This is a genomic window from Mycobacterium sp. IEC1808 (genome assembly GCF_002101935.1).
Taxonomy (GTDB): Bacteria; Actinomycetota; Actinomycetes; order Mycobacteriales; family Mycobacteriaceae; genus Mycobacterium.
This window is the reverse complement of the sequence record NZ_LQPV01000054.1, coordinates 1-22,182: the sequence shown is the minus strand read 5'-3', so window position 1 is coordinate 22,182 and position 22,182 is coordinate 1. Positions and strand designations below refer to the sequence as shown.

Annotated in this window: 30 protein-coding genes; 15 read left to right on the top strand and 15 right to left on the bottom strand. The window is 67.8% G+C overall.

Annotation, left to right across the window (positions count from 1 at the left end; translation table 11 throughout):
* Positions 1 to 12: 12 nt before the first annotated feature.
* Positions 13 to 774, top strand: coding sequence for a DUF2071 domain-containing protein (locus AWB92_RS23250; RefSeq protein WP_085189861.1), 762 nt, complete (start codon positions 13 to 15; stop codon positions 772 to 774).
* A gap of 19 nt (positions 775 to 793) precedes the next feature.
* Here AWB92_RS23250 and AWB92_RS23245 read toward each other — a convergent pair whose 3' ends face one another.
* Positions 794 to 1,561 (bottom strand): SDR family oxidoreductase, encoded by a 768-nt coding sequence (locus tag AWB92_RS23245; RefSeq protein WP_085189859.1) that lies wholly within the window; start codon positions 1,559 to 1,561, stop codon positions 794 to 796.
* Positions 1,562 to 1,618: 57 nt separating this feature from the next.
* Between AWB92_RS23245 and AWB92_RS23240 the strand changes: the two genes are divergently transcribed.
* Both AWB92_RS23240 and AWB92_RS23235 read left to right on the top strand, forming a co-directional pair.
* On the top strand, positions 1,619 to 2,095 hold the full coding sequence (locus AWB92_RS23240) for a nuclear transport factor 2 family protein (protein WP_085189857.1): 477 nt from the start codon (positions 1,619 to 1,621) through the stop codon (positions 2,093 to 2,095).
* An 88-nt stretch (positions 2,096 to 2,183) separates the two neighbouring features.
* Positions 2,184 to 2,669 (top strand): nitroreductase family deazaflavin-dependent oxidoreductase, encoded by a 486-nt coding sequence (locus AWB92_RS23235; RefSeq protein ID WP_085189855.1) that lies wholly within the window; start codon positions 2,184 to 2,186, stop codon positions 2,667 to 2,669.
* On the opposite strand, the gene AWB92_RS23230 is transcribed toward AWB92_RS23235, so the two are convergent.
* On the bottom strand, positions 2,666 to 3,418 hold the full coding sequence (locus AWB92_RS23230) for a DJ-1/PfpI family protein (protein ID WP_085189853.1): 753 nt from the start codon (positions 3,416 to 3,418) through the stop codon (positions 2,666 to 2,668). The two genes, AWB92_RS23235 and AWB92_RS23230, sit on opposite strands and share 4 nt — an antisense overlap.
* Positions 3,419 to 3,437: 19 nt before the next feature.
* On the bottom strand, positions 3,438 to 4,388 hold the full coding sequence (locus tag AWB92_RS23225) for a GlxA family transcriptional regulator (protein WP_085189852.1): 951 nt from the start codon (positions 4,386 to 4,388) through the stop codon (positions 3,438 to 3,440).
* A 110-nt stretch (positions 4,389 to 4,498) separates the two neighbouring features.
* Between AWB92_RS23225 and tpx the strand changes: the two genes are divergently transcribed.
* Together tpx and AWB92_RS23215 are read left to right on the top strand one after the other, a co-directional pair.
* Complete coding sequence (gene tpx / locus AWB92_RS23220) at positions 4,499 to 4,993, top strand: thiol peroxidase (protein WP_068182129.1); 495 nt, start codon at positions 4,499 to 4,501, stop codon at positions 4,991 to 4,993.
* A 125-nt stretch (positions 4,994 to 5,118) separates the two neighbouring features.
* Positions 5,119 to 5,424 (top strand): DUF4333 domain-containing protein, encoded by a 306-nt coding sequence (locus AWB92_RS23215; protein WP_241523557.1) that lies wholly within the window; start codon positions 5,119 to 5,121, stop codon positions 5,422 to 5,424.
* Here the strand turns inward: AWB92_RS23215 and AWB92_RS23210 are convergent.
* The gene (locus tag AWB92_RS23210; protein WP_085189850.1) at positions 5,405 to 6,373 is read right to left on the bottom strand and encodes a nitronate monooxygenase; all 969 of its coding nucleotides are present in this window, start codon (positions 6,371 to 6,373) and stop codon (positions 5,405 to 5,407) included. The genes AWB92_RS23215 and AWB92_RS23210 overlap by 20 nt on opposite strands.
* The gene (locus AWB92_RS23205) at positions 6,373 to 6,750 is read right to left on the bottom strand and encodes an NYN domain-containing protein (protein WP_085189848.1); all 378 of its coding nucleotides are present in this window, start codon (positions 6,748 to 6,750) and stop codon (positions 6,373 to 6,375) included. The genes AWB92_RS23210 and AWB92_RS23205 overlap by 1 nt, the downstream gene beginning before the upstream one ends.
* Positions 6,751 to 6,959: 209 nt before the next feature.
* Here AWB92_RS23205 and AWB92_RS23200 point away from each other — a divergent pair, with 209 nt between their 5' ends.
* Complete coding sequence (locus AWB92_RS23200) at positions 6,960 to 8,144, top strand: acyl-CoA dehydrogenase family protein (protein WP_085189846.1); 1,185 nt, start codon at positions 6,960 to 6,962, stop codon at positions 8,142 to 8,144.
* On the opposite strand, the gene AWB92_RS30250 is transcribed toward AWB92_RS23200, so the two are convergent.
* Both AWB92_RS30250 and AWB92_RS23190 read right to left on the bottom strand, forming a co-directional pair.
* Positions 8,139 to 8,777 carry a PE domain-containing protein gene (locus AWB92_RS30250; RefSeq protein WP_085189844.1) on the bottom strand — a complete coding sequence of 213 codons (639 nt, stop codon included), beginning with the start codon at positions 8,775 to 8,777 and terminating at the stop codon, positions 8,139 to 8,141. The genes AWB92_RS23200 and AWB92_RS30250 overlap by 6 nt on opposite strands.
* 109 nt (positions 8,778 to 8,886) lie before the next feature.
* Positions 8,887 to 9,393, bottom strand: a complete 507-nt coding sequence (locus tag AWB92_RS23190) for a MarR family transcriptional regulator (protein ID WP_085189842.1) — start codon at positions 9,391 to 9,393, stop codon at positions 8,887 to 8,889.
* A gap of 102 nt (positions 9,394 to 9,495) precedes the next feature.
* On the opposite strand from AWB92_RS23190, the gene AWB92_RS23185 reads away from it, so the two are divergent.
* The 4 genes from AWB92_RS23185 to AWB92_RS23175 all read left to right on the top strand — a co-directional run bounded on the left by AWB92_RS23185 (position 9,496) and on the right by AWB92_RS23175 (position 12,518).
* Positions 9,496 to 9,774, top strand: coding sequence for a hypothetical protein (locus tag AWB92_RS23185; RefSeq protein ID WP_085189840.1), 279 nt, complete (start codon positions 9,496 to 9,498; stop codon positions 9,772 to 9,774).
* Positions 9,771 to 10,763 carry a hypothetical protein gene (locus AWB92_RS29585; protein WP_142282260.1) on the top strand — a complete coding sequence of 331 codons (993 nt, stop codon included), beginning with the start codon at positions 9,771 to 9,773 and terminating at the stop codon, positions 10,761 to 10,763. Before AWB92_RS23185 ends, AWB92_RS29585 begins: the two co-directional genes overlap by 4 nt.
* Positions 10,760 to 11,509 (top strand): MBL fold metallo-hydrolase, encoded by a 750-nt coding sequence (locus tag AWB92_RS23180; protein ID WP_158090399.1) that lies wholly within the window; start codon positions 10,760 to 10,762, stop codon positions 11,507 to 11,509. The genes AWB92_RS29585 and AWB92_RS23180 overlap by 4 nt, the downstream gene beginning before the upstream one ends.
* 106 nt (positions 11,510 to 11,615) lie before the next feature.
* The gene (locus tag AWB92_RS23175) at positions 11,616 to 12,518 is read left to right on the top strand and encodes an NAD(P)-dependent oxidoreductase (protein WP_085189836.1); all 903 of its coding nucleotides are present in this window, start codon (positions 11,616 to 11,618) and stop codon (positions 12,516 to 12,518) included.
* Between the two features lie 16 nt (positions 12,519 to 12,534).
* On the opposite strand, the gene AWB92_RS23170 is transcribed toward AWB92_RS23175, so the two are convergent.
* Positions 12,535 to 13,356, bottom strand: a complete 822-nt coding sequence (locus AWB92_RS23170; RefSeq protein WP_142282259.1) for an alpha/beta hydrolase — start codon at positions 13,354 to 13,356, stop codon at positions 12,535 to 12,537.
* Positions 13,357 to 13,390: 34 nt separating this feature from the next.
* On the bottom strand, positions 13,391 to 13,960 hold the full coding sequence (locus AWB92_RS23165) for a TetR family transcriptional regulator (protein ID WP_085189832.1): 570 nt from the start codon (positions 13,958 to 13,960) through the stop codon (positions 13,391 to 13,393).
* A gap of 81 nt (positions 13,961 to 14,041) precedes the next feature.
* Here AWB92_RS23165 and AWB92_RS23160 point away from each other — a divergent pair, with 81 nt between their 5' ends.
* From AWB92_RS23160 to AWB92_RS23145, 4 genes are read left to right on the top strand one after another with little or no spacing between them, the layout of a single operon-like run.
* Complete coding sequence (locus AWB92_RS23160) at positions 14,042 to 14,854, top strand: class I SAM-dependent methyltransferase (RefSeq protein WP_085189830.1); 813 nt, start codon at positions 14,042 to 14,044, stop codon at positions 14,852 to 14,854.
* Positions 14,847 to 15,701, top strand: coding sequence for a lysophospholipid acyltransferase family protein (locus AWB92_RS23155; protein WP_085189828.1), 855 nt, complete (start codon positions 14,847 to 14,849; stop codon positions 15,699 to 15,701). Before AWB92_RS23160 ends, AWB92_RS23155 begins: the two co-directional genes overlap by 8 nt.
* 29 nt (positions 15,702 to 15,730) lie before the next feature.
* Positions 15,731 to 16,177: a helix-turn-helix transcriptional regulator gene (locus tag AWB92_RS23150; RefSeq protein ID WP_085189826.1), complete on the top strand. Its 447-nt coding sequence runs from the start codon at positions 15,731 to 15,733 to the stop codon at positions 16,175 to 16,177.
* A 4-nt stretch (positions 16,178 to 16,181) separates the two neighbouring features.
* Positions 16,182 to 16,592, top strand: coding sequence for a VOC family protein (locus tag AWB92_RS23145; protein WP_068110528.1), 411 nt, complete (start codon positions 16,182 to 16,184; stop codon positions 16,590 to 16,592).
* Between the two features lie 68 nt (positions 16,593 to 16,660).
* Here the strand turns inward: AWB92_RS23145 and AWB92_RS23140 are convergent, their stop codons facing one another.
* The 4 genes from AWB92_RS23140 to AWB92_RS23125 form a co-directional block, all read right to left on the bottom strand.
* Positions 16,661 to 16,915 carry a hypothetical protein gene (locus tag AWB92_RS23140; RefSeq protein WP_068182175.1) on the bottom strand — a complete coding sequence of 85 codons (255 nt, stop codon included), beginning with the start codon at positions 16,913 to 16,915 and terminating at the stop codon, positions 16,661 to 16,663.
* Between the two features lie 96 nt (positions 16,916 to 17,011).
* Positions 17,012 to 18,454 (bottom strand): amino acid permease, encoded by a 1,443-nt coding sequence (locus AWB92_RS23135; RefSeq protein WP_085189824.1) that lies wholly within the window; start codon positions 18,452 to 18,454, stop codon positions 17,012 to 17,014.
* A gap of 56 nt (positions 18,455 to 18,510) precedes the next feature.
* On the bottom strand, positions 18,511 to 18,780 hold the full coding sequence (locus AWB92_RS23130; RefSeq protein ID WP_068182182.1) for an EF-Tu/IF-2/RF-3 family GTPase: 270 nt from the start codon (positions 18,778 to 18,780) through the stop codon (positions 18,511 to 18,513).
* A gap of 4 nt (positions 18,781 to 18,784) precedes the next feature.
* A complete protein-coding gene (locus tag AWB92_RS23125) occupies positions 18,785 to 19,798 on the bottom strand; it encodes an NADP-dependent oxidoreductase (protein ID WP_085189822.1) in 1,014 nt (337 codons plus the stop codon).
* 78 nt (positions 19,799 to 19,876) lie between these two features.
* On the opposite strand from AWB92_RS23125, the gene AWB92_RS23120 reads away from it, so the two are divergent.
* On the top strand, positions 19,877 to 20,548 hold the full coding sequence (locus tag AWB92_RS23120; RefSeq protein ID WP_085189820.1) for a hypothetical protein: 672 nt from the start codon (positions 19,877 to 19,879) through the stop codon (positions 20,546 to 20,548).
* Between the two features lie 492 nt (positions 20,549 to 21,040).
* Here AWB92_RS23120 and AWB92_RS23115 read toward each other — a convergent pair whose 3' ends face one another.
* Both AWB92_RS23115 and AWB92_RS23110 read right to left on the bottom strand, forming a co-directional pair.
* Entirely contained in the window at positions 21,041 to 21,538 is a 498-nt protein-coding gene (locus AWB92_RS23115) for a barstar family protein (RefSeq protein WP_277622323.1), read from the bottom strand.
* A 14-nt stretch (positions 21,539 to 21,552) separates the two neighbouring features.
* Positions 21,553 to 22,008, bottom strand: coding sequence for a ribonuclease domain-containing protein (locus tag AWB92_RS23110; protein WP_241523556.1), 456 nt, complete (start codon positions 22,006 to 22,008; stop codon positions 21,553 to 21,555).
* Between the last annotated feature and the right edge of the window lie 174 nt (positions 22,009 to 22,182).

Genomic DNA, 22,182 nt, shown 5'->3' with positions numbered 1-22,182 from the left:
AACGATGTGCGGATGGCCGCCATACCCGACCTGCCGGACGCGCAATCAGGCCTCGTTGGTTTCCCCGTCAACCCGCCCCCGCTTCCCGGCCCGGTTACGTTCGAGCAGCGCTGGGACGACCTGACCTTCCTCCATTGGCCGGTGCGGCCCGAGACCGTCGAACGCTTCTACCCGCCCGGCACCCGGCCGGACGTGTTCGCCGACGGGATGACCTACGTCGGGCTGATCCCGTTCGTGTTGACCAGCACCAAGGTCGGCACCGCGTTCCCGGTGCCGTATTTCGGCGGCTTCGCGGAGACCAACGTCCGGCTGTATTCGATCGACGACGCCGGCCGGCACGGGGTGTTGTTCCGTTCGCTGGAGACGTCCCGGCTGGCCGTCGTGCCGGTGATCCGGATGGCCCTGGGCGTGCCCTACGTCTGGTCGCGGATGCGGGTGACGCGACGCGGTGAGCACATCGCGTACGACAGCCTGCGCCGCTGGCCGCGGCGCGGCCTGCGCAGCCGGCTGACGGTCGTCGTCGGGGACCCGGTCGAGCCGACACCAGTCGAGATCTGGCTCACCGCCCGCTGGGGGGCGCACACCCGCAAGGCCGGCCGGACCTGGTGGGTGCCGAACGAGCATGAACCGTGGCCGTTTCGCACCGCGGAGATCGTCGAACTCAGCGACGACCTGCTCGGCGCCAGCGATGTGCGCCCCGCCGGCGAGCGCCTGCGCCCGCTCTTTTCGCCGGGTGTGCGGACCCGGTTCGGTCGCCCGTTCGTCGTCGGCTGACCCCGCGGTCAGGGGTAGGTCAGGGGCAGGCGTAGCCGCCGTCGATCACGACGTCCGAACCGGTCATGTAGCTGGACGCCGCGCTGGCCAGGTACAGGTAGAGGCCGGTGAGTTCTTCGGGCCGGCCCAGGCGGCCCATCGGGATTTTCGGTTCCCATTGGGCGTGGTAGTGCGCGAGCGGTTCGACCAGCTCGGTGAGGATGTAGCCCGGGCTGACGCTGTTGACCCGGATCTTGTGCGGCGCGAACTCGACGGCCATGGCCTTGGTCAGGTGAATGACCGCGGCCTTGGATGCGCAGTAGTGGCCGACATGCTGCGGGATGTTGATGATGTGGCCCGACATCGACGCGGTGGTGATGATGGACCCGCCCTGCCCTTGCCGCACCATCGCCCGGGCCGACGCCTGGGCGGTGAGGAAGACGCCGGTCACGTTGGTGTCCTGGATGCGCTGAAATTCTTCCGGCGGCATCTCAAGCATCGGGATGTCGGTGACGATTCCGGCGTTGCAGACCGCGATGTCGAGGCCACCCAACTCGGCGGTCGCCCGCTCCAACATTGCGTCGACCTGCTCGGGTTGCGTCACGTCGCAACCGATGGGGACGACCCGGCCGCCGCCCACGGTGAGCTCTGCCGCGACCTTGTCCAGGACGTCGGAATGCCTTGCCGCGATGGCCACTTCGGCGCCGGCCTGAACGTAGGCCAGCGCCACCTCCTTGCCGATGCCGCTGGACCCCCCGGTCACCAGAGCCCTCTTGCCGCGCAAGTCAAACAGGTCCAGCACACTCATCGCACATCCCCATTCAAAGCGTCGCCTTCAACAAAAACCCGTTCTAGTGTGTCCGACATGGGCAAATTCACCAGGGCAGAAATCGAGCGAGCCGTCGAAAACTACACGAAAGTCGCCGAGGGGTGCAGCGCCTCGGGCGACTGGCGACCTTTCGCCGATCTCTTCACCGAGGACGTCGTCTACACCGAGCATCACTACGGCGTCTTTCACGGCCGGGAGGCGGTGCGCGACTGGATCGTCGCGGTGATGGCCCCCTTCCCGCACATGCGCTTTCCCAGCGACTGGGTCGCCTACGACGACGACAACGACGCCGTGGTGCTCATGATCAGGAACCTGCTCGACCACCCGACCGACCCGAACGGCGAGCCGTTCTGGTTCCCCAACTGGACGCGGCTCGTCTACGCCGGCGACGGCCTGTTCTCCAGCGAAGAAGACGTCTACAACCCGAACCGGGACGCGCCCGGCGTGGTGGGGGCGTGGCTGCAGGCCGGCGGCCAGCTGGCCTCCACGGAGTTCCTGCAGCCCAACGCCTAGCGTCGAGCGACGCTCACCACTACCCATAAAAATTGCAGTATGCAATAATTGCAGTTGTCTACTGTAGTGCGCGCGGAGGCGGCCAATCATGAAGATCGTCAAGAACATTCAGCCACCGGCGGGACTCACCCGGTTCCTTTTCCGCGTTCCGATCCACCTTTACCGGCTCGGGCTCGGATGGGTGTTCGGCGGCCGCCTGCTGCTGCTCAACCACACCGGCCGCGTCTCCGGCATGCCCCGCCAGACCGTCCTCGAGGTCGCCGAGCGTGACGGCGACACCTATGTCGTCGCCTCGGGGTGGGGACCCGGCGCTGCGTGGTACCGCAACATCCTGCACAACCCCGACGTCAGCATCCAGGTGGGGATGCGAACGATACCCGTTACCGCCACACCGCTCGACAAGGATGAAGGGGCGCAAGTCTTCCTCCGGTACGCGTCGCGGCACCGCGCGGCGGCCAAGTTCATGCTGCCGCGCGTGCTCGGATTCTCCGTCGACGGGTCGGACGCCGACTTCCGCGCCGTCGGCGAGAACCTGCCCTTCGTCCGGTTCGTCCCGCGGGCAGACGCGTCCTAGCCGGACGGGACCGAAGCGGCGGGCGAGACCCGCTTCCGCCGCCGCGATCGCACTGCCGCCAGCGCCTGCTCCCACGCCAGCATCGTGGTGGCCTTCAGGTTGGCCGGCTTGGCGCTGTCCTTCGACAGCAGCGCCGTGGCGGCGGCCTTGGTGGTCGCCGACGCCTTCGACATGTGACCGGAGTCGAACGGGGGCTGCGGGTCGTATTCGATCGCGAGCTGGATGGCCTTCGCGCGACCTTCGCCGGCGATCTGGCCGGCCAGCCAGAAGGCGAGGTCAAGCCCGGCGGACACGCCCGCGCTGGTGACGACGTCGCCCTCGTGCACCACCCGCTCGTCGGCGACGGGGACGGCGCCGAACCCCTTCAGCAACGGAATGGCCAGCCAGTGCGACGTCGCGCGCCGGCCCTTGAGCAGGCCCGCGGCGGCGAGGATCACCGAACCCGAGCACACGGACGTCGTCCAGCTGGCGGTCCGGTGCGCCCGGCGCAGCCACTCAAGCAGCGCCTCGTCGCGCGCGTGCACCGGGGTCGACGGGCCGCCCGGCACCAAAATCAGGTCGGGGGAAGGGGTTTCGGCCAACGAGTGGGTGGCGCCGATGACCAGCACGCCGGAGTCGGCGGTGATTGGCCCGGACTCGTGCCACACGAACCGCACCTCGGCGTCGGGCAGGTTGCGCAGCACCTCGTAGGGGCCGATCATGTCGAGCGCCGTGAATCCTGGATAGGCGACGAATGCGATCTGGGTCATGGCTCGTTTCCTCTCTTGGTTATGCGAAAGCCTTGCGGTACTGGTCCGGCGAGATGCCGACGCGCCGAATGAAGTTGCGCCGCATGGTTTCCGCGGTGCCGAAGCCGCACCGGGTGGCGATGGCGACGACGGTGTCGTCGGTCTCCTCCAACTGGCGGCGCGCGGCCTCGGTGCGAATGCGCTCGACGTACTGGCCCGGCGCCTCGCCGACCTCGTCGGTGAACACCCGGGTGAAGTGGCGCGGGCTCATCGCCGCGCGGCGGGCCAGCTCGCCGATGCTGTGCTGACCGCCCGGTTCGGCCTCGATGGCCTCCTGCACCTGACGCACCGAGGTGCGCTTTGCGCGCGGCATCCATACCGGCGCCGCGAATTGTGTCTGCCCACCGGGGCGGCGCAGGTACAGGACGAGCCAGCGGGCGACCGTCTGGGCGACCTCGGTGCCGTGGTCGTCCTCGACCAGAGAGAGCGCGAGGTCGATGCCCGCGGTGACGCCCGCGGCCGTCCACACCGTGTCCGAGCTGCGGACGAAGATCGGGTCGGGATCGACGTCGACGGCGGGGAACTCGCGGGCCAACCGGCCGGCGAACGCCCAGTGCGTGGTGACCCGCCGGCCATCCAGCAGCCCCGCTTCGGCGGCGAGGAACGCGCCGGTGCAGACGGTGACGACGCGGCGGGCGTTTCCCGTCACCCGTTTGATCCAGCCCACCAGCTCGGGATCGGATCGCGCCGCGTCGACCCCGCCGCCGCCGGGCAGCACGACCGTGTCGATCGGTTCGCTCGGGTCGGGCAGCCGCGTTGTGAGGAAGGCCAGGCTGGTGGCGGTCGTGACCGGCTGGCCGTCCACCGACGCCATGGCGACGTCGTACCCGCCGTCGGTCAGCAGCGACGCCCCGGTAAACACGTCGTGGGGTCCCACGACGTCCAGGGCCTGAACGCCGGGGAAGCCGACGATCACCACCTTGCGAGCCATGGTTTCAGTCTCGGCCCGAACCCGCTATGGCGTCTACGCCCCATACCCCACGAATTAGGACATGCGGACCTGACCCGAGGCGGCCGCACCGGCCTTGGCAGACTGTGCGCATGGCACAGATAACCTTGCGTGGAAACCCGATCAACACCGTCGGCGAGCTGCCGGCCGTCGGATCGTCGGCCCCGGCCTTCAATTTGACCGGCACCGACCTGGGCGCGATCAGCAACGACCAGTACAGCGGTAAGCCCGTGGTGCTGAACATCTTTCCGTCCATCGACACCCCGGTGTGCGCGACCAGCGTGAGGAAGTTCAACGAGCGCGCCGCCGCGACCGGCGCGTCGGTGCTGTGCGTCTCGAACGACCTGCCGTTCGCGCAGGCGCGGTTCTGCGGCGCCGAAGGCATCGAGAACGTCAAGACGGGCTCGGCGTTCCGGGACAACTTCGGCAAGGACTACGGCGTCAGCATCGTCGACGGCCCGATGGCCGGGCTGCTCGCGCGCGCGGTGGTCGTGATCGGCGCCGACGGCAATGTCGCCTACACCGAGCTGGTTCCGGAGATCGCGCAGGAGCCCGACTACGACGCGGCGCTGGCCGCGGTCGGCTGACGCCGGCTGTTTGCAGCGCAACACGGCGCACGGCTCTGAACTGCCGTAGCGCCGGAATCACGGTCATTGCGTGTTAGCCTGACGATCCGATCACGATCGTCAACCGGTGGAATGGCGGCTGCGCAATGACCAAACTTGCCCAGCGGGCCGCGGCGGGGATGCTCGCGACGGCGGTCCTGCTGACCGCGTGTCACGCGAAGTCGACGGTCAAGCCCGACGGGGCGGCGCAATCCGTCGTCGACGTCGTCTCCAGCCAGACCGGCTTTCACCCGACTGACGTGCACTGCCCGTCGGGCGTGGAGGCCAAGGTGGGCCAGGAGTTCGACTGCCACTTCACCGGCCCGGAGGGCAAGCAGTACACCGCACGCATGCGTATCACCAAGGTCGACGGCGAGCGGGTCGAGTTCGACGTCAGGAGCCGTCCGTCGTAACCGGTCCCAGCCGATCGGCGGTGGCGGCCAGGACCTGGCGGCACCCCGTCCACATCTGCTTGATGATGTCGGCGGCCGGCGCGATGTCCTCGATCCGGCCGGCCACCTGACCGGTGTTGGCGACGCTGGCGTCCATGTCGCCGTCGAAGTAGAGCCGCTGCACGCGTTGCAGCGCCGCCCCGCCTTCCCCCAAAGATGTTGACGAGTCGATCTTTTCGGCGGCCGCGGTGCGGATCACCCGCATCATCCGTTTGCCGTCGAGCGGCAGCAGCACGGTCGCGGTGTCGTCGGCGCGCACGACCGCCTGCTTGAGGTTGACGTGCACGGGCGACTCCGCCGAGGCCATCAGCCGGGTGCCCATCTGCACGCCGTCGGCGCCGAGAACCATTGCGGCGGCCATGGATCGGGCGTCGCAGATCCCACCCGCGGCCACGATGGGCACGTCGACGTGGGCCGCGACCAAAGGCAGCAGCACCATCGTGGAGGCGCCGAATCGGTTCTTGAACCCGCCGCCCTCGACGCCCTCGACCACCAGCCCGTCCACGCCGGCGCCGACGGCCTTGCGGGCGGCAGCCAGCGTGCCCACCACGTGGAACACGGTGATGCCCACGTCGTGGAGCCGATCCGTGAACAGCGCCGGATCGCCCGCCGACGTGGTGACGAACCGGATGTCGTTGGCGACCAGGAGATCCACCACGGCCGGGTCGCGGTTGAACAGCAGCGCGATGTTGGCGCCCACCGAACGGTCGGTGAGCTCGCGGACCCGTCGGACGTCGGCGCGGCCCTCCTCGGAGGTGGTCTCGATGATGCCCAGCGCGCCGGCGTTGGAGACCGCGGCGGCCAGCTGGGCACCGGCGATGTAGGTCATCGGCGCCTGGATGATCGGGACCTCGATCCGCGCGAGCTCGCAGACCCGGTTCGGTCCGGGGACACCGCCCTGGGCCGCCATCAGCCGCGCGGGTCGATCAGGTCGCGGAAAATCGCCGCGGGTTGGACGGAGGCACCGAGGGCGCCGACGCGATCGGCGAGCCCCTTGTCCGACGTCACCACCCGAATCTCCTCCGGCCGGGCGGCAGCCTGCACCAGCCGGACAATCTGGTCGTCGGCCGAGTTCGCGCCCGCCTTCGGGGCATGCGCCACCTCGATCACCGACGAGGTGATCGCGATCGCCGGCGGTCGCTCGAACACCACGGTCACGTCCTCTCCTTGGGCCCCTGCCCATCGGTCGAGCCGTTCCACCAGAGTGACCATGGCCGCGCCGCGGTCCTTCCACCACCCGTCGGGACGACTCCCGATCACGTTCATGCCGTCGACGATCCACCGCACAAAGCCACGGTAGTGGTACCGCGTTGAGCGTGAGTCCTGGGCGTTGAGTGTGCGCTCAGGGCGGCGACACGCCGGGCGAGCCGCCCTGGATACACGCGAAAAGCCGTCAGCGCACACTAATTCCTGACTGCCCGCCCGGAAAGGCGCAGCAATGGTATTAACTACGGTCACCGGTATCAGTTTTCACCAACCGATGATGGGAAACGACAATGACGTCGATAGCCGACACGGACGATCGGGTGGTCTCGCTGGCCCGCGGCATGCGCGAGCTCGTGCAGGCCGAAGCCGCCGAGTCCGAGCGGGCGCGCACGCTCACCCCGGCGATCGTCGACGAGATGTGGGCGAGCGGGCTGATGTCCTCGTTCAACCCCGTCGAGGCCGGCGGGGTCGAACCATCGTTTGCCGCGATGATCGAAACCTGGATCGAAATGGGTTGGCAGGACGGGTCATTCGGATGGATCGGCATCGCCAACCTGCCATCGTCGTTCGCCGCCGCGGCGTACCTGCCCGACGAGGGCTTCGCCGAGGTGTTCACGGCCAACGACAACCACGTCACCCTGGGCGGCCAGTTCTTCCCCAACGGGCAGGGGACCGTCGTCGACGGCGGCTACACGGTGAGCGGCTCGTGGAATTTCGGCTCGGGCATCGGCCACTCGCAGTACATCGCGGCCGGGTTTTTCCCGATGGACAACGGCGAAATGCGTTGGATCAGCGAAGGCTTCCCGGAGATGCGCGTCGCCGTCATCCCGCGCGACCAGATCAGCTTCAACGACGGCTGGTACGTGCAGGGGCTCAAGGGAACCGGGTCCTACGACTACAGCGCCCAGGACGTGTTCGTGCCCGACAGCCGCACGTTCGAACTGTTCGTGCGGCAGCCGTACCGGGGCACGTCGCCGGCCACCCGCATGGGCCTGATGCCGGTCACCGCCGCGGGTCACGCCTCGTGGGCGCTGGGGGTCGCCAAGAGCATGCTCGACGACGTCCAGGAACTCGCCGCCACGAAGTTCCGGATGAGCGACATGGCGTCGCTGGCCAGTCGCCCGACGTTCCAGAAGGGCCTGGCCCACCACCGGGCGGCCTGGCGCGCCGCCCGCCTGCTGGTGCTCGACGCGTTCACCACCGCCGAGGCCGCCGTCGCCGCCGGCGACGACCTGACGCCGGCCCTGCGGGCCGACATGCGGGTGGCCGCCGTCTACGCGACCGACACGGCCCGAGGCTGTGCCGAGTGGGCGCACCTGGTGGCGGGAACCAGCTCGATCCGGGAGGGCAGCCGCCTGGAGCGCGCCTTCCGGGACATCTACACCGGAACCCAGCACGCCTTCATCAGCGAGAAGGTGGCCATCGACGTGGCGCAGATCTGGCTGGGCATCATCGACGACCAGCCGGGGCTATAGCAAGCGCTCGCCCGGTTGCGGCTCGCCGGGCTCGCCGGTCTCGCTCTCGTCCTGATCCTCGTTGACCGACGACGCGAGCCCCGGCACGGCGGACGATGCCGGCGCCGTCCCGGCGGCGCCGCCCGCCGATGCGATCGAGCCAATCGAGCCCAGCGGCGCCGCTCCCGCGCCCAGCACCGTGGAGGCGGCGTTCGCGGCGGCCGGCAGCACGGACGACGGCGGGTTCGACGCCGCGATGCCCCCGACCAGATTGGCCATCAGCGGTCCGCGGGTGGCCACCTCGGTCGCGGCCGTGTCTCCGGCCGCGAATGCCTGCCCGGCGAATCGAGCGCCGTCCGCCATCAAGGCGCCGGCGGCCTCCCCGTCAACCTGGCTATACGTCCGGGCGATCTCCGTCAGCGCCGCGCCGGCCCGGGCGAGTTCCTCCTGAGCGGCGGCGTTCAGGGCCAGCATCGCCTGCGCCTCGGCGGCGAACGCCGTGGCCGCCTGCATCGAAACCTCTTCCGCGCCAGCCGGAGCCAGCGCGATCAACGAGGGCGACGCCGTCGCGCCGGACGCCAGGCCGCGGCCGGCGACTTCGACCAATCGCGATCCGATCGCGGCAGCGGCCGGGTCGATCGACATCGAATCCATCTGCGCTGCTCCTGTCGCGGCGGGCTTCCCACCAAATTCTAAGGGCCACATCGGGTGCCACCGCGCACCAAATGCAGCGGCACGCCAAGCAGGGCGTTTTCGCACCGGCCTACCCGGCGCCACCGGCGGGGAATCGCAACGCCAAGGCTTCGCCCGTCCGGGTCGCGGAGAGCAGCTTGCGCAGCAGGTTTGCCAGATCGCCGACCTCGTGAGGGGTCAGATGCGCGGCGATGTGGTCCCGCAGACCGCCATGCTTGACCACCTCGTCGACGGTCTCATCGCCCAACGCGGTCAACGTCAATGTCACGGTGCGCCTGTCTTCTTCGCCGCGCTCCCGTGAGATGAAGCCGCGTTGCACGAGGGTGTCGACAAGGCGGCTGGGACTTCCCGTTTCACAGACCAACCGCTTCCCAAGCTCGGCCAGTGTGAGCGGGCCATGCTGCTTCACCACCTCGAGGACTTCGGCTTGGGCCGGCGTCAGTCCGGTCTCCCGCAAGCTGGCGGCCATCATCCGGCTGCCCTCTCGCTGGGCGCCGAGGATGAGGTAGCGGATGCGGTCGAGGTCCGGGGCCGGCCTCGACGGTACCCGGTGAGTTTGCCGCACCGTTTGCTTCATGACGTCGATATCCCCTCTTGACACTTGCTGGCGACCAAGCGTATCAATGACCCATCATTAGTGATATGTCATTAATTGACGTGACATGAATTGAGGGTTCTGATGCTCGAAACCGTTGAGTTCGCCAGCCGAGGATCGATGCTGCGGGGATGGTTGCAGCGCCCCGACACAGCGGACAAAGCGCCGGCGGTGGTGATGGCGCATGGCTTTGGCGGCCTCAAGGATTGGTTGCGGCCGCAATCGGCCGCCCTGGCCGAGGCGGGCATCGCCACGCTGGTTTACGACCATGCCCACTTCGGTGACGGCGACGGCACGCCGCGCCAGCACACCGATGCCGCGGCCCAAGTGCGCTGCTACCTCGCGAACGGCGCGGCAGCATGAGCGCGGACAACGTTCTCCTGCTCGGGGCGACCGGTGTTTCCGGGCGCAACATCGCGCGCCGCCTGCACGACCACGGCCTGGCGCTGACGCTGGCGGCCCGCGACCGCACCCGCCTCGACGAGATGGCCGGATCGCTGCCCGGTTCGCGGGTGCTGCCCGGCGACCTCCTCGATCCGGGGCCACTTCCGGACTCCCTCGCCCTCGTCGTCAACACGGTCGGACCGTTCAGCACGCACGCGGAACCGATACGCCAGGCGTGCCTCGAGCAATCGGTTCCCTACCTGGAAATCGCGAATGAGCACGACGCCGTGCAACAGCTTCTGTCTCTCGATTCACAAGCGCGGCAACGGCACATCCCGATACTGACCGCGGTCGGCATGGGCCCGACGGTGGCGGAAGCTCTGCTTGCCGAGGTCGTCACCGGCGTGAGCCAACCACCCACCGATGTTCGGCTGATCACCGCCCCGGCGGGCGAGGTGCTCAGCCCCGGATTGCAGGCCACGTTCGCCGACGCCATGGCCCGCGGTGCGATCTGGCTGGAGGACGGCGACTTGCGCACCGCGCCGTTTGGTTCCGGCATGGCCGAGGTTAACTTGGGCGGCCGGAACCGTCAGGTCTTGCCCGCGCCAACCGCCGACGTCGCCGTGGCGCAGCGAGTGAGCAACGCGCGCAACGTGACAGGGTTCTTCGCGGTCCCGGGCGACCTCGCGGATGCCGGCGGCGACTCCTACGTCTACGTCGAAGCGCGGTGGCCGGACGGGCGCCGGCGCGGCCGACAGGCCCGGATGGGCAACGGCAACGAGGTTTCGGCTGCCATCGTCACCGAGACCGCGATCCGCATCCTGGCCAGTGACCGAGCCGCGATCGCCGGCGCATGGACACCGGTCAGCCTCTTCGGGCCGACGGTCGTGTTCGACGCGACTTCGATGGAGGTCACCGACGCGACGCCTCAACAGGTCTGGGTGAAGACCGGCGAGGCCGTCGAGTGACCGCCGGCGCCGTCACCGTTCATCGGCTCGGCGACCGGCACGTCAACTTCTGGGCCGTCGCGGAGGACGGCTGGGTGACACTCGTTGACGCCGGGGTCCCCAGGCATTGGCAGCACCTCGTCGCCACCCTCAACGCGGCCGGCTGCGGCATCGAGCACATCAGCGCAATCGTCTTGACCCACGCGCATTTCGACCACCTCGGATTGGCGGCCCGCATACAGCGCGTCACCGGCGCGCGCATCTGGGTCCACCACGCCGACGCGTCGCTTGCCGCCCGACCCCGGGAGGTCCGGACGTACACGCCATCGGAGCGCCCGGTATTGCCGTACCTGCTGCGCCATCCCTCGGCGATCCGGGCTCCACTGCACTTCGCGAGGATGGGAGCGCTGAAAACCCAGGGCGTCGCCGAAGTCAGCACCATCACCTCAGACGGTGAACTCGACGTTCCCGGCCGGCTGCACGCCTTCCACACCCCGGGACACACCCCCGGCAGCAGCATCTACCTGCTCCCGGGCGGGACGGGAGCCTTCACCGGCGACGCGCTGGTGACCCATGACGCCGTCGGGCACCACCGCGGTCCCTGCGCAATCTGCCGCGGCATCACCCACGATGGAGCGCAGGCCCTGGCGTCCCTGCAGAAGATGACCCGGCTAGAGGCTGCCGTCGTTTATCCCGGCCACGGCGGGCCCACTGCCACAAGCCTTTCCGAGGCAGCGTCGGCAGCCGTTGACTACGGGGTCCGCTAGGCCACGCTGCTGTGCAGGTTCTTCGGGAACTGGTCATCCAACGATCCGTCGGCGCTGTTCAGCACCCGGCGGCGGCGGGACCGTCGGCCCTTTCTACTATCAGCGCATGCGCGGATCCAAGATCCTGATCACCGGCCCGACCGGTCAACTGGCCACTCCCATCGCCCTGGCGCTCGCGCCGGACAACGAGGTGTGGGGCGTCGCCCGCTTCACCAATCCCGCGGCGCGGGAAGGCCTCGAGAAGGCCGGTGTCCGGTGCGAGACGGTCGACCTGGCGGCCGGGGACTTCACCCGTCTCCCAACCGATTTCGAGTACGTCCTCAACCTGGCGGTGGCCAAGAGCGGGGACTGGGACACCGACCTCGGCGCCAACGCCGAGTCGGTCGGGCTGCTGATGGCGCACTGCCAGGGGGCGAAGGCCTTCCTGCACTGCTCCTCGGCCGCCGTGTACGACCCGCCCGGTGACGAACCGCGCACCGAGCGGTCCGCCTTGGGCGACAACCACAAGTTTCTGTTCCCGACCTACTCGATTTCCAAGGTCGCGGGGGAGGTCGTCGCCCGGTCTATGGCGCGCATCCTCGACGTGCCCACCGTCATCGCCCGCCTCAACGTCCCGTACGGGAACAACGGCGGGTGGCCGTACTACCACATGGAGATGATGCTGGCCGGCATCCCGATCCCGGTCCCGCCCGGCGGGCCGGCGCAATACAACCCGATCCACGAGGACGACATCATCGCGACGCTGCCGAAGCTGCTCGACGCGGCGTCGGTCCCGGCGACCACGGTCAACTGGTGCGGCGACCAAACCGTCAGCCTGCAGGAGTGGTGTGGCTACCTCGGCTCCCTCGTCGGCAAGGAGCCCGTCTTCACCGAGGACGCGCACGCGTTGCGCGGCAACCCCACCGACCTGACCCGCATGCACGAGCTCATCGGCGGCACGACGGTCGACTGGCAGGACGGGATGCGCCGCCTGGCCGCGAAGTTCCACCCCGAGCTGGTCGACGCCTAGCCCCGGTAGGCCCCAATCACAGGTGGGCCAAGAGCCGTTCGGCGAAGGTCCCGGGATGCTCCCGGTGCATGAAATGCCCGCCGGGGACCTCCTCCACGACGTACTCGTTTTCGAACATGCGCGCGGCGCCGCGGTAGTCGGACGGCTCAGCGACCGGGTCGTCGAGCCCCGCGAAGACAACCGTAGGGACCCTGATCTTCGCCTTCAGTGATGCGCTGGGGACGGGGGAGAGCTTGCGGTAGTAGCCGAACGCCGCGTTCAGGCTCGCCGGGTTTGCGAAGCTGGCGCGGACGGCATCGAACTCGTGCGGATCCGGATTCCAGGTCGGCGACCAGCGCCGGCAAATGGCGGGCAGCGCCGCAAAGTCGTTGCGCGCGAAGCGCTTCGGTGCGCCGGGCAACTTGTACGCCGCGAAGTGACGGACGCCCCAGAGTTTCTTGAGCGTCGGCTTGAGCGCCGCCGGGTGCGGAATGCCAACGACGAACAGCTTTTTGACCCGATCCGGTCCGAGCGCGGCGGCGCCGTAGGCGGCCGAGGCTCCCCAGTCATGCCCGACGACGACGGCCTCGTGGGCGCCGAGCGCTTCGATCAGCGCGAGTGGATCGCGCGCCAACGTTTCTTGGTCGGCGTCGCGGGCAGGGATCGCGCTGGGATGGTATCCGCGCATATACGGGCTGACCGCGCGATAGCCCTGCGCGGCCAGCCGCGGGCGCAGATCGTCCCAGGTGTGCGGGGTGTCCGGGAACCCGTGCAGCAACAGGACGAGCGGCCCCGAGCCGTCCTCCAGGTAGGCGAATCTCAGCCCGTTGGCTTCGACGAAACGGATCTCATCGGCCATGGCCTGGGACACTACGCGCTTTGCGTTGCGCCGTTCACTTTCGCCGATTGACGATGCGCGCCGCCGCCTCGACGGCGGCGGCGCGCCGGCTGGCGATAACCGCCTTGTCGGTGGTGGCCGCCGCAGGGTCGGGCCAGTGCGCCCACGCCAGGGCGATCGCAAAGAGGAGAACCAGCAGCTGCTGCGGGTCCCACGCCGGGTCGACATGGCCGTCGGCCTGCGCCTGCTCCAGCGCGGCGATGGCCCGCTCGGGCGGGTGCTCCTCGTCGAATTCCGGGATGTCCAGCGGGAAGCCTTCCAGCCGGGCCCACGTGATCATGCGGTCGTGCTCGGGCCGGCTCTGCGCCAGGTCGAAGATGCCGCCGACGAACTCGGGCACCGCGTCGGGGCGCAGCTCCACGGCCCGGAAAAACTCCGCGCCGTCGGTGGCGACCACGTCGCGAAACAGGGTCTCCTTGTCGCCGAAATGCGCGTACAGCCGTTCCTTGCTCGCGCTGGCGGCGCGCGCAATGCGGTCGATGCGCGCACCCGCCAAGCCGTACTGAGCGAACTCCGCGCGGGCCGCCGCGAGTATTTCACCGCGGAGCTCTGTCTTCGATCTCACAGGAACATCATAAGCAGACGAACTGGTTCGTTTGTTATGGTGGCTCAAGAACGGGCTGACGAAATGAGAAGGAGAGCCGTGATGGTGACGACACACACGCTGGACCAGGCGATCGCGACGATGCCGAGGGGCGGCCCCGGCGCGTCCTGGCTGGATCGCCGATTTCAAACCGACGCGCTCGAGTACCTGGACCGCGACGACGTGGCCGACGAGGTCAAGCAGAAGGTCATCGGCATGCTCGACCGGGTCGGCACGCTGACCAAGCAACACGAGAAGTACGCGCGCACGGCGCTCAGCGTTGTCGCCGACATCCCCAACCCGCGCATCCTGGAAATCGGCGCCGGCCACGGAAAGCTCTCGGCGCAGATTCTCAAGCTCCACCCGACCGCCACCGTCACCGTCAGCGACGTGAACCCGAATTCGGTGGCCAACATCGCCGCGGGGGAGCTGGGGCAGCACCCGCGGGCGCGCACCCAGGTGGTGGACGCGACGGCTATCGACGCCGCCGACGGCAGCTACGACCTCGTCGTGTTCGCGCTGGCGTTCCACCACCTCCCGCCGGCGGTCGCGACCCGCTCCATCGCCGAGGCCACCCGCGTGGCCAAGCGGTTCCTCGTCATCGACCTCAAACGGCAGAGCCCGCTGGCCACGATGCTGTTTCCCGTTTTCGCGCTGCCCCTGAATCTGGTGCTGATGCCGTGGTCGTCGATCCAGCCCGGGCTGCACGACGGGTACATCAGCGCGCTGCGTGCCTACAGCCCGTCGGCGATGCGGGCGCTAGGCCGCGCCGCCGACCCACGGATGAGCATCGAGATGCTGCCCAGCCCGACCCGGTTCGGCCCGCCGTCACTCACCGTCGTGTTCTCCCGCCCGCAAGCGGACGACCGTGGCTGACAACACCGACCTCTCCGCGATCACGAAGCCAAGCGCGCGGGTGCAGACATTGCGTCGAGCCCTCGACGAGGTGAGCGACCGACTGCGCCCCGTAATCGACCTTTCCCGGCCCTACGTCGACGGTGTCGAACGCCTGCCCGCGGACGGGCGATTTCTGTTGGTGGGCAACCACACTCAGTTCGGCTCCGAGGTCTTCTTGATGTCCGATACGGTGCGGCGCACCATCGGGACCCGGGTGCGGCCGCTGGCCGAACGGGGTTTCGGGCGCATGCGGGGGCTGCCCGGCGACCTGATCGCGGCGTATGGCGCCGTGGTCGGCGCACCGGAGACCGCGCGCCAACTGATGCGAAACGACGAGACCATCCTCGTGTTCCCCGGCGGCGGCCGCGAGATCGCCAAGTTCAAGGGCGAGGAATACCGGCTGCGCTGGCAGGGACGCGCGGGATTCGCGCGGCTGTCGATAGAGAACGGCTACCCGATCGTGCCGGCCGGTCTCGTCGGCGGCGACGACGTCTATCGCAGCCTGACCACGCGCGACAGCGCCTACGGGCGGTTCAGTGCGGCGTTGGGCCGCAGGCTGAACGGGCGCGCGGACATGGCGATGCCATTGATGCGGGGGATCGGGCCAACCCTGATTCCCCGGCCCCAGCGCATGTATCTCCGGTTCGGTTCGCCGATCGACACGAGCAGGCCGCTGGGCGTCACGGACCAGGAGTGGGTGGACATCGTCAAGGACCAGACGCAACGGGCGCTGGAGAACATCCTGAGTGACCTGCGGCGGCTGCGCGACGGCGATCCATATCGCGGGCTCAACCCGCTGGCGTGGCACCGGGCGACGACGCCGTAACTGCCTGGCCGCGTGGCAGTATCGGCTGGGTGACCGGTAGCTCCGCCGAGCAGCGGCTGCGCGACCTCGCGCTGCTGCGTCGCGTCCGCGATCACATCGACCGCGACTACGCGCAGCCACTGGACGTCGAGGCGCTCGCGCGCGGGGTGCACATGTCCGCCGGGCACCTCAGTCGCGAATTTCGGCGCGCTTACGGCGAATCGCCGTACTCGTACCTGATGACGAGGCGCATCGAGCGTGCGATGGCGCTGCTGCGCCGCGGCGACCTCAGCGTCACCGAGGTCTGCTTCTCGGTCGGCTGTTCGTCGCTGGGCACCTTCAGCACCCGCTTCACGGAGCTGGTCGGCATGCCGCCCAGCGTGTTTCGCAGGCATGCGGCCGACGCAACGGCGGGGATGGCGCCGTGCGTCGCGAAGCAAGTCAGCAGACCGATCAGGAATCGAGAAGCGCCCCTGACGCGGCCGAACCTAACCTGACGCCATGGACATCACGATTCATTCGAGCATGCTTCCGCACGACGACCCGGAGGCCTCGCTGGCCTTCTATCGGGACACCCTCGGCTTCGAGGTTCGACTCGACGTCGGCCAGGGCAAGATGCGCTGGATCACGGTCGGGCCGCCGAACCAGCCGGACACGTCCATCGTGCTGAGCCCGCCCGCCGCCAACCCGGGCATCACCGACGACGAGCGGCGCACCATCGCCGAGATGATGGCCAAGGGGACCTACGCCATGCTCATGCTGGCCACCAAGGACCTCGACGGCGCGTTCGAGCGGCTGCAGGCCGCCGACGCCGAAATCGTCCAGGAGCCAACCGAACAGCCGTACGGGCTGCGCGACTGCGCGGTGCGCGATCCCGCCGGGAACCTGATCCGCATCCAGCAGATCCGCTGACAGAGCCCACGACGGGAAAAGTCCCGAACCCCAAGCGGGTTCGGGACTTTTCGACCGCAGTGTGCGAGTCACGACTCCCTGAAGTAGCGGGTCAGGAACCCGAAGGCGACGACCCCCGCGATGACACCGATCACGCCCCAGAGCAGCACCTGAGGAATCATCGCCCCGGTGACCCAACTGAACGTCATCGCGAGGTAGAGCCCCCAGAACACGCGGTACAGGCACCAGAGGGCAACCAACGCGTTGCCGATCCCGATGTACAGGCTGCGCTGACGGTCGACGCGGTTGATCTGCTGTTCGAGCGCGGCGGGAACAAGCTTCATTTCTGACTTCCTTTCAGGTGGCGCCGCCGGGTTGGCGTCGTCGTTGGCATAAGTACAGAGGCCGCGATTCGCTACCGATCCCAAGAACGCCGGGCGTCAGGCGGCGGGCGCGGGCTCCGCCGTTTCGCCGACGGGCTTGTTCATCTCGGCCTGGAACCGGCGATACGTCTCGGCGCGCCCGGGCCGGCGTCGCACCACCAGCCAGCCGGCGGCGAGCACCACGAACCAGAGCGGAAACCACACCAGGGCGATCGCGGTCTCACGTTCGGTGCACAACGTCCAGATCACAAACGCGAAAAAACCCAGGATGGCCCAGCACATCGCGGCGCCGACGGGCATCTTGTAGGACGAGTCGGCATGCCGTCGCGGGTGCCGGCGCCGGTAGACGAGGTAGCTGACGACGATCACCGCCCACACGAACATGAACAACAGCGACGCGACCGTGGTCACCAATGTGAACGCGCCCATGACCGAACCGCCGACGTAGAGCAGCGGGATGGAGGTCAGGAGCAGCGCCGCGGTGAGAAAGAGGGCGACCGACGGCACGCCGCGACGGTTCAGGCGCCGAAAGGGCAACGGGGCGCTTCCGTTGTCGGCCAGGCCGAACAGCATGCGACCGGTGGAGAAGACGCCGGAGTTGGCCGACGAGGCGGCCGCCGTGGTCACCACGAAGTTGACGATCGACGCCGCGGCGCCGAGTCCCGCCAGCGCGAACATCGTCACGAACGGGGACTGGCCGCCGGCGAAGTGCCGCCACGGGACGACGGTGAGGATCGCCAGCAACGCACCGATGTAGAAGATCGCCACCCGAATGGGAACCGCGTTGATGGCGCGGGGAAGGGTGCGGCGCGGATCCGCCGTTTCGGCCGCCGCGGCGCCGACGAGTTCCACACCGACGAACGCGAAGAACGCGATCTGAAACCCGCCGACCACGCCCATGAACCCCGTCGCGAAGAACCCGCCGTCGTTCCACAGGTTCTCGACCGTCGCCCGATTGCCTTGCGGCGAAACGAAATCCGTCGCCACCAGCACGATGCCAACGACGATGAGGCACCCGATCGCCGCGACCTTGATCAACGCGAACCAGAACTCCATCTCCCCGAAGTTGCGCACGCTGGACAAGTTCAACACCAGGATCACGCAGCCGGTCACCAGCGGCGGCAGCCACAACGGCACGTCGGGCCACCAGAACCTCGCATAGCCGGCGATCGCAACGATCTCGGCGATGCCCGTGACAATCCAGGCGAACCAATACGACCAGCCGACGAAAAAGCCCGCCGCGGGCCCCAATAGGTCGGCGGCGAAATCGACGAACGACTTGTAGTTCAGGTTCGACAGCAGCAGTTCGCCCATCGCGCGCAGCACGAAGAATACGAAGAACCCGATGATTCCGTACACCAGCAGCACCGCCGGGCCGGCCAGCGAGATCGTTTTTCCGCTCCCCATGAAAAGCCCGGTGCCGATCGCCCCGCCGATCGCGATCAATTGGATGTGACGGTTGGCGAGACCCCGGCGCAGTTGCGGGACGGCGGATGTCATGGCGAGAACATTAGAGCCGAGGGCGGCGGCCCGCGACCGTTGTGATTTGGCCCCGCTTATGCCAAAAAGACGTCTGACGAGGCGATTACGTCCCCGGCCGCAAGATCGTTCTTGTCAAGCGATTTGAAAAGCAATCCGACGTTGTCACCGGTTGTCGCGGTGTCGATTTTCTTGCGAAAAGCCTCGATAGCGTCCACGCGGACCGTCGGCCCGTCGTTGATCTTCACCTGATCGCCGACGCGCAGCTCCCCGTACTCCACGCGGCCGGTGGCCACCGCGCCGCGACCGCGGATCACGAAGACGTCCTGGACCGTCATGCGAAACATGTATCTAGTCCGACAGCTTCACGACGAGCTTGCCGACGTTCTTGCCGTCGAAGAGCATGTTGATCGCCGTCGGCAGCTGCTCGAAGCCCTCGACGACCGTCTCGAGCGGGGTGAGTTTGCCGTCGGCGATCAGGCCGGCGATCTCGGTGGCCGCCTCCGCCGCGCGCCCCAGGTGGTCGAGGACGATGAAGCCCTGCAGCGTCGCGCGCTGGACGAGCAGGTTGCCGAACGCGCGGGGTCCCGGCGGCGGATCGGCCGCGTTGTAGCCGGAGATCAGACCGCAAAGCGCAACGCGGGCACCGATGTTGAGGCGCGCGAACACGGCGTCCATGATGTCGCCGCCGACATTTTCGAAGTCGACGTCGATGCCGTCGGGCGTCGCCGCGACGAGCTGGGCGGCCCAGTTGTCGGCGCGGTGGTCGACCGCCGCGTCGAAGCCGAGCTGCTCGGTGAGCAGGGCGCACTTCTCGGGGCCGCCGGCGATGCCGACGACGCGTGCGCCGTCGACCTTGGCGAGCTGCCCGGCGATCGACCCCACCGCGCCTGCCGCGGCCGACACCACGACCGTCTCGCCTTGCTTGGGCCTGCCGATGTCGCGGATGCCGACCCACGCGGTCAGCCCCGTCGTGCCCAGCGCGCCCAGGTAGGCGCTCGGCGAAATGCCCTCGGCGACGTCGACCGGCATCACCAGCGCCGAATCCGACAGCACCGCATACTCCTGCCAGCCGAGGAGTCCCTGCACCCGCTGCCCGACCGGGAACCGTGCACTCTTCGACGCGACGACCTCGCCGAGGCCGCCCGCGCGCATGACCTCGCCGATGCCGACCGGCGGCAGGTAGGTCGGGGTGTCGTTGATCCACATCCGGTTTGTCGGGTCGAGCGATATCCAGTCGACGCGGACCAGCGCCTCGCCGTCGGCGAGCTCCGGCACGGCATCCTCGCTCAACTCGAAAGTGTCGGGGCCGATACGGCCGGTGGGGCGTTCGCGGAGCAGAAAACGGCGATTTCGATCGGGCATAAGCGCACCGTACTGGACCGGCGCCGGGACAACTACGCTTCGAAAAAGGGGGCCCCGCCGGACGGGAGGTTTTGCGCGGTGAACCTGGTGTCGCGAATTGCCCTGTTGACGATCGCTCTCACGGCCGCCGGGTTGTCGCTGCCCGTGGCGGCCGCCGACCCGCCACCCACGCAGCAGATCACCGTCATGGCCGTCGGCCCCGGCGGCCAACCGATCAACGGCTACCGGGAGGTGCCCGGGGAAGGCAACGTCTTCACCGTCGCCGACTGCACGACACCGTCGCCGTCTGCGGTGGCCAGCGACGTCTATTACTGTTCGCCGACCGCGGCCGGTGCCGGCACCTGCTGGCCGTCGACGCCCGGAACGCTGCTGTGCGTCGACGATCCGTGGGACAAGCGCCTGCATCGGGTCAGCTATGACGGTCCTCTGCCACCCGTGCAGCCGAACGCCACCCCGGACCCGTTCGCGCTGACCCTCGACGACGGCACCCGCTGCCTGCTCCGCAACGGGGGCGCCTGGGGCGGACGTGCCGACGGATACGTGGGCGTCTATGGCTGTGGCATCGGCGGCCGCGACAACACCGCGGTGTTGTGGCAGCCCAGCCAGGGAGCCGGGGCATGCATCGACCGCTCATCGGCGGTGTGGAAGGTCAAAGTCGGTGAAGTCGGCCAGCCGGACAGCGTTTTTCCGCCGCCCCAGACCCGTGCAGTGACCGCCGTGTGGTTCGCCGGGGGTAAGGCCGGTCAGTAGGACGGCGGGACGGCTGTTCTGACCGTCTACCTCGAACTTGACCGCGGCGGCAACCGGTGGTGCTCGTGCAACGGTTCCGCAGTCGGTGTGGTGGGGCGTTTATTACGGGCGATCGAGCAGCGTCCCAGCGGACAAGAGCCATTGCCCCCGTTGTGGATTGAAGGTAGCTCATAGCCCTCGAGCTCCGCTTTGAGCTTGGCGACAATCCGGTGCAAGTAAGCCTCTTCGTCTTGAGTCAAACGGAAACGTTCCTCCGCAAGTGCCGATGCGTAGATGATCTCGAGCTGGCCCCACAGTCGGAGCAATGAGCTGGTCCAGGATGGATCCGCGACTTCTTCGAGAGATCGAATTATCGACTTCAGGTCACGATCGACCCGTTCGAGTCCAGCGAATCCCCCGCTGTAATTTGTCAGCGAGTCAAGTGCTAGTTGCCGAAGATAGGCAATCCGGCCGGGAGAATTGTCGTTGTCCGTCAAGGCATCAGCGCAACGCTCAGACGGTAACGATCGCGACCTGGGTGCCGACTGTTAACCAGCGCTCGCGGATGGCGTCGACTTCACTGGTCGGAACCGATAGTAATAGGCCGAATGCAGCTGGCGGATCGGCTTCGTCACGATAGTAGTCTCGATAGAATGGGATTTTCTTAGCGAACCAAGAAAAAGCTTCGGGCTCTTTAATAAGGAGCAAGTGCGCATCAGTAATATAGGTCAGGTAGCCAGGAGCGGGTGGCTTACCCTCCGCAGTATTAATCATGTTGTCCAGATCGCGCATAAAATCATTAAAGGCATTCATATTACGCCCGAACCATGGCGGGAAGTGCCACGCTTTGGCGAAACCGTCAAAGAGGGCATCGAGCGTTTCCATGGTCGCGCCGTCGACTGTTCGAAGCTCGACTCCTATCGGGGGCGCCAAAGACGAAGGCAACGGAGCGACGATACCAACGCACGCCTCGTGGCCTGCCGTCCCCGAGACGAATTCATCTAACTTCACGTTATATGCCCCCGCTAACGAATCCGACGAAATGTGCCGTAGTGATCATTGGTATACCACGCCGAGCCGTCACTGCCGGTGACGATGCGCTCATCGTCACGGGCCTGGCCAGGTGCCTTCGGGTTGACGTCCCACTCTTGATAGGTGATCGGCTTGCCGGACGCGTCGGTCGTGGGTAAGGGATTCCCGTCGTTTTCAAAGGGCCATCCGCCCCTTGTCCCCGGAGCATTCGCAGACTGGGGCCATTTTCCAGCATCTATTTGGTTCAGTGTGTTTTGCACATTCTGCGGTATTTGCGTCTGTCCGGCGGGCGGATGCGGCTGCTCAGGCGCAGGTTGTGTCCAGGACGGTATGTCCGTGCGTACGGCGTCCTTGGGGGGCGTGTATTCCGCATTCGACGATTTCAATTGGTTCTCGAGCTGCGCTTTCCACGCATTATAGGTCCACGCTTCTTGGTTGTAGGCGTTCACCGCTTCCAAATTGGTGGGATCAGGCCGCCAAGAATTGTGGCGTTCTATAGCCTGCATGAGGTCCCGATATGCCTGCTGCGCTGCCTCCACCGACTTCGGCACCGGCGGGCTCGCCCAAGATGGAGGAGACGGGGGCCGTAGCGGCGGGTTGCCCGGCGATGGAGGGGGAGGCGG